We start from the raw sequence: 6,118 nt of genomic DNA on the forward strand, positions 1-6,118 counted from the left end.
CTTTAATTCAACTTATATAGTAACTGAAATATAAAATCTTTTAAAAGAAAATATGACGTAAAAAATGGAATTCCAGATTTTTATAAAGTCTCTAAAATATAGATCGAGGGATTTCAAATTGAGTACAAAAGAACAATATATTAAAACAATGAAGTATGTCATAAAGAGTGAGGTAGCCACGAAAATAATTAAAAATTTCAGCTGGATGGTTAGCGATAAAATTTTTACTATGATCGTAGGAGTCGTGGTTACCGCAATTGTGGCCCGTTACTTTGGACCAGAAAGTTTTGGCAAGTTTAATTATGCGTTAGCGTTTGTGTCTTTATTTACAGCGATCTCTACTTTAGGATTGGAAACATTAACGGTAAAGTCGATAGTAGATAAAAAATACAGCGAAGGAGTAATTCTTTGTACAAGTTTATTTCTTAGGGTAATTGGTGGGACTATATTAACAATATTAACCTATCTATCAATAAGATTGATAGCTCCAAATGATGATGATTTGCATATTTTAGTGTTGCTAATGTCCCTTACAATGGTTATGAAATCTTTCGAAGTAATAGAATATTGGATACAAGCTTATCAAAAGGCAAAGATATCTTCCATTATCCGTATAGGTGTATATGTTATTACAGCTTTGTTGAAGGTGTTTTTAGTTTTTATCAAAGGATCTTTGGTACAATATGCCGTTATCTATACATTAGATGCTGCTATTATTAGCGGAGCACTAATGGTAGCATATTTTAAAGTTAGAGAAGAAATTACTCCTTGGAAGTTTAGCTTCCGTTATGCAAAATATATTTTATCGCAGAGCTGGTATTTAATACTATCAGGTCTGATGGTTACTTTATATATGAGAATTGACCAAGTCATGTTGGGAGCAATGATGCCGACAAAAACGGAAGTCGGAGTTTATTCGGCAGCTGTTAGAATTGCAGAGATGTGGTATTTTGTTCCGATGGCGATTATAACATCATTTAGACCTGTAATTATGAACAACAAGAATATAAGTGAAGATAAATATCTTCAATCTATTCAGCTTCTATATACTATAGTTGCGTGGTTAGGTATAGGATTCGGTATAGCTATTTTAATATTCTCAAAGCCTATTGTATTACTTCTCTATGGTGCTGATTATTTAAAAGCAGCTAGTATTTTATCAGTAAGTGTTTGGGCTGGGACTTTTGCTATGTTAGGATCAGCAAGAAGCATATGGTTAATATCTGAAGGTTTACAGAGTTACACACTATTATATACGTTTGTTGGATTAATAGTGAACATAGCATTGAATTATTTAATGATACCAATTTACGGCGGTTTTGGGGCAGCGTTGGCTACTTTGGTTGCACAATTTTCAGCCAATATCATTGCATTAGCATTATTCAAAAAAACTAGAATTTCGTCAATTATGATCTTAAAATCATTTTCACCAAAATCAATTTTTCAATACAAAGAACGTGTTGCAAAACGCATAACGAATGCATAAATGCACATAAAAAATCCACCACCTTGGAAATCATATACAGTGACCAAAACCAACTACCAAGGGGTGGACACTATCATGATTTCCAATTTGAACAGTGAACATGCATGGTCTTATGAAATCGATCCAATTTTAGAAGCATTATTTCGATATATCGACTCGCTGTCGTTGCCGGAAACACCGTATGTGACAGGAAGGCCGCCAGTGTCGAAAAAATCATTGTTGAAATGTTTCTTTTTGAAAACTTATTTTGCTATTGATTCCTTGCGAAAGTTAGTACGTATACTGCAGCGTTTTCGCTGTTTCCAACGGGCTTGCGGGCTTAGTGAAGTTCCTCATCTGTCTACATTTTCCCGCGCGGCGAAGTGGTTTAGGGAACAGGGATTTCCCGTCTTCCATGCACAGCTGCTCAAAGATCTAGAAGTACGGTATCCCCAAATCGTGCTGATCGACAGCACGGCCCTTCGAAGCAGTTTTTACGATTCACAGGCAAAGTAGGGAGTGTCCACCCGATACCACTGGTTTAAAGGATATAAACTCCATCTCTGCACCACTGCCGAGGGAATCATTTTATCTCATGTGTTGACTACAGCGAATCTCAATGATGCGGCAGTGGCACCAGCATTGCTCACTTCTTTAGGGCAATGGGAGATTGAGTTCGTGTTAGGGGATGCCGCGTATGACAGCGAAAAGGTTCGACAAACAGCCGAACAAGCAGGAATCCTATTCATTTCTCCCATCAACCGCCGCATAGCGAGGAACGGAAAGATGCCTATGGCCGGGTTCTTCCTGTCTTGTTGAAAACGAGATTTGGCCAATGGCTGTTTGGGCTTCGCCGCGGGATTGAGCGGGTATTTAACGAGTTAAAGAGTGATGGGGTGGAACAACCCCGATGGTATGGATTTCATCGATATTTACTGCATGTGTTATGCTGCATCCTTATGCATAACTTCGAGTTTTTACTCTAGTTTTGCAACACCATCTACAAACATAAAAAATAATAATATTTATCCAGGAGGAATGAGGTTGTTAGCACCTGTAGTGATTTTTGTATATGCCAGACCGGAACATACTAAAAGAACTATTGAAGCACTTGCGCAAAATTATCTCGCTAAAGAGACGGAAGTATTTATCTATTCTGATGCTGCAAAAGGTGAAAAAACTGTCGATAAAGTGAGGATGGTTAGAGAATATATAGACTCGTTGCCTCAAAAGAATCTGTTCAAGTCTATTAAAATAATTAAATCACAATCAAATAAAGGATTAGCGAATTCAGTTATTTCAGGAGTAAGTGAGATTATTGATAAATATGGTAGAGTGATAGTCTTAGAAGATGATTTGGTATCCTCTCGAGATTTCCTTCAGTACATGAATGACGCTTTAAATTTTTATGAAAAAGATTATGATATTTGGTCCATTAGTGGGTATACGTTCAATATAGATATTCCAAAAGATTATAAAAGCGATGTCTATTTATCCTATCGTGGATGCAGTTGGGGATGGGCAACTTGGAAAGATAGATGGGAAAAAGTAGACTGGGATGTATCAGATTATAATCAATTTAAAAACGATAAAAGAGCAAGAAAAATGTTTAACCGTGGCGGAAGAGACATGGCTAATATGCTTGATTTACAGATGGAAGGTAAAATAGATTCTTGGGCGATTAGATGGTGCTATACACAGTATAAGCTAGGTATGTTAACGGTTTATCCTGTTGTATCAAGAATAAAAAATATTGGACTAGACGGGTCAGGTACGCATAGTGGTATTACTTCAAAATATGATGTTGTGCTAAATAATAGTTCTCAAAAATGTCGATTTGATAAACCACATTTAGATGAAAGAATACTAAAGGCGTTTAGAGACCAATTTGGTACAAGATATGATTATTTTCTAATTGGTATGAAACGTACTATAAAAAAGTTGCTAGGGATGTGATAAAAAAATGAAAATTGCAGTAGCAGGAACAGGATATGTAGGGTTAGTAACTGCCGTATGTCTTGCAGAAAAAGGTCATGATGTAACGTGTGTTGATATAAATTTACAAAAAATTGATTTACTAAAGCAAGGAAAATCTCCAATATATGAACCAGGATTAGAAGAGTTAATGCATAAAAATAGGGATAGGTTAACATATACCGCTGACTATATGGATGCTTATAGATTGTCAGACGTTATCATTATTGCTGTAGGTACGCCAGAAAAGCAAGATGGCTCAGCTAATTTAGAATATGTCTATGAAGTTGCTAAACAAATTGCAGAAACTGCGGAACAAGACTGTATAGTAGCTGTTAAATCTACAGTTCCAGTAGGTACTAATGATAAAATCGAAAGACTAATAAGAGACAATGTTAGAAATAATGTAAGTATAGAGGTTGTTTCCAATCCGGAGTTTTTATCTCAAGGAACAGCTGTTAAAGATACACTTTATGCAACAAGAATCGTATTAGGTGTTAAATCTAGAAATGCTGAGAAAGTAATGAGGGAAATGTATGATCCGTTTAATATACCCTATGTAATTACTGATCGAAGAAGTGCTGAAATGATTAAATATGCATCTAATAATTTTCTGGCTTTGAAAATATCATACATTAATGAAATTGCTAATTTATGTGAGATAGTTGGCGCAAATATAGAAGACGTTGCCAAAGGTATGGGAATGGATCCTAGAATAGGAGACCGATTTTTAAATGCTGGTATTGGTTATGGTGGATCATGCTTTCCAAAAGATACGAAGGCTTTACATTGGCTTGCTAACTTTAACGATTATGAGCTTAAAACTATTAAAGCAACAATCGAAGTAAATGAAAACCAAAAACTAAAATTAATCAAAAAAGCAAGAAGATATTTTGATAGTTTTAGAGGCCTTAATGTTGCTGTATTAGGTGTTACTTTTAAACCAGGAACAGACGATTTAAGAGACGCTCCTTCACTCGTAAATATCCCTATTCTATTGGAAGATGGGGCTAATGTAAGGGTGTGGGATCCTGTTGGGATGGATAATTTAAGAAAAAATTTTCCGGAAGAAATAATATACTGTCAATCAATCGAAGAAGCGATAACTAACGCAGATATTTGTTTTATTTTTACAGAATGGCCGGAAATTAAGCAATTTGACATAAAAAAATATTCTAAACTAATGAAAAATCCATTAGTTATAGATGGAAGGAATTGTTATAGCTTGGAAAGTGCCTCAGAGGCAGGGATTATTTATGAATCGATCGGCAGGAAAAGAGTTTGTAAAAAAGAGCACTCATACAGTTTGAGCAGTCCTGTTAGTTAATACTGATGTGGTTGGAAAGTCAGAGTAAAAACTTAAAATTATTAATGATTACGTACAAATTTACACGCTGTCATTCAAAGCTATATACTATAAAGGGGCTTTGGATTTATCTGATTAGGTACACGTTCAATAAATTGATGAAACTACAAGCAGCCACCTCTAAGGTGGTTTTTGTGTTTTAATGAATTATAAGTTTTCCAACAAGTCTTATATATCTAAGAGAATTATTACATCTATAAATATGACGTCGGGGGAACATTTATGGCGATTCTGGTTACCGGTGGTGCTGGTTATATCGGCAGCCATACTTGCGTAGAGTTGTTAAATGCAGGATATGATATTGTTGTTGTGGACTCTTTTTCTAATAGTAAGCCTGAGGCGTTGAAGCGTGTGAGAGAGATTACCGAAAAAGAGTTTAATTTTTATCAAGTCAATTTGTTGAATCGAGATGAGTTAGAAACGGTATTTTCAAACCATCCTATTGATGTGGTGATCCATTTTGCTGGATTGAAAGCAGTAGGGGAGTCGGTAGCGATTCCGCTTCGTTATTATCATAATAACATTACTGGTACGCTAGTTTTGTGCGAAGTGATGCAAAAATACGGTGTGAAGAAAATGGTGTTCAGTTCTTCAGCAGCAGTATACGGAACCCCGGAGCGTGTACCGATTTCTGAAGATTTCCCGCTTCAAGCAACAAACCCATATGGACGAACGAAGCTGATGATTGAGGAAATTTTGCGTGATTTATATGTGTCCGACAATGATTGGAGCATTGCCCTTTTACGTTATTTTAATCCGATTGGCGCCCATCCAAGCGGTCGGATTGGGGAAGATCCAAACGGTATCCCGAACAATTTAATGCCGTATATTACGCAAGTAGCGGTAGGAAAATTAAAAGAGCTTCGCGTGTTTGGCAATGACTACCCAACAATAGATGGTACTGGGGTTCGCGATTATATTCATGTTGTTGATTTAGCAATTGGACATGTGAAAGCATTGGAGAAAGTAATGAACAAAACAGGAGTAGAGGCGTATAATCTTGGCACAGGGCGGGGATACAGCGTTCTTGAGCTTGTATCGGCATTTGAAAAAGTAACAGGCATCAAAATTCCGTACAAAATCGTCGCTCGTCGTCCAGGCGATGTAGCTATTTGTTATGCCGACCCGACTAAAGCAAAAGAGGAGTTAGGTTGGGTTGCTACAAGAGGGATTGAAGAAATGTGCCGTGATGCTTGGCGGTGGCAATCGAATAATCCGAATGGATATGAAAGTGTGTTATTAACAAAATAAACACATGATTTTAAAGAGAATGGCTGTATGATAAAAGTGAAAGGTAACTATTCACCCCAGTG

Annotated in this window: 4 protein-coding genes and 1 pseudogene; all 5 read left to right on the forward strand. The window is 36.4% G+C overall.

Features of this window, described 5'->3' with window-relative positions; translation table 11 throughout:
* The first annotated feature begins 118 nt into the window (after window positions 1-118).
* The 5 genes and pseudogenes from DI44_RS00235 to galE all read left to right on the forward strand — a co-directional run bounded on the left by DI44_RS00235 (window position 119) and on the right by galE (window position 6,056).
* Window positions 119-1,486: a flippase gene (locus DI44_RS00235; protein ID WP_241766409.1), complete on the forward strand. Its 1,368-nt coding sequence runs from the start codon at window positions 119-121 to the stop codon at window positions 1,484-1,486.
* Window positions 1,487-1,561: 75 nt separating this feature from the next.
* Window positions 1,562-2,451, forward strand: a pseudogene (locus DI44_RS18930) (transposase).
* Between the two features lie 52 nt (window positions 2,452-2,503).
* Window positions 2,504-3,421: a glycosyltransferase gene (locus DI44_RS00230; protein ID WP_241766410.1), complete on the forward strand. Its 918-nt coding sequence runs from the start codon at window positions 2,504-2,506 to the stop codon at window positions 3,419-3,421.
* A gap of 7 nt (window positions 3,422-3,428) precedes the next feature.
* Window positions 3,429-4,766 carry a UDP-glucose/GDP-mannose dehydrogenase family protein gene (locus DI44_RS00225; RefSeq protein WP_033026687.1) on the forward strand — a complete coding sequence of 446 codons (1,338 nt, stop codon included), beginning with the start codon at window positions 3,429-3,431 and terminating at the stop codon, window positions 4,764-4,766.
* A gap of 261 nt (window positions 4,767-5,027) precedes the next feature.
* Complete coding sequence (galE, locus tag DI44_RS00220) at window positions 5,028-6,056, forward strand: UDP-glucose 4-epimerase GalE (RefSeq protein WP_033026688.1); 1,029 nt, start codon at window positions 5,028-5,030, stop codon at window positions 6,054-6,056.
* The last annotated feature ends 62 nt before the right edge of the window (window positions 6,057-6,118 follow it).

The sequence above is a fragment of the Geobacillus sp. CAMR5420 genome, assembly GCF_000691465.1.
In the GTDB taxonomy this organism is placed as follows: domain Bacteria; phylum Bacillota; class Bacilli; order Bacillales; family Anoxybacillaceae; genus Geobacillus; species Geobacillus thermoleovorans.

What these genes read in the sequence shown, in the direction of transcription:
- galE (WP_033026688.1), top strand. Translation starts at nt 5,028, where the DNA reads ATGGCGATTCTGGTTACCGGTGGTGCTGGTTATATCGGCAGCCATACT.
- DI44_RS00230 (WP_241766410.1), top strand. Translation starts at nt 2,504, where the DNA reads ATGAGGTTGTTAGCACCTGTAGTGATTTTTGTATATGCCAGACCGGAA.
- DI44_RS00225 (WP_033026687.1), top strand. Translation starts at nt 3,429, where the DNA reads ATGAAAATTGCAGTAGCAGGAACAGGATATGTAGGGTTAGTAACTGCC.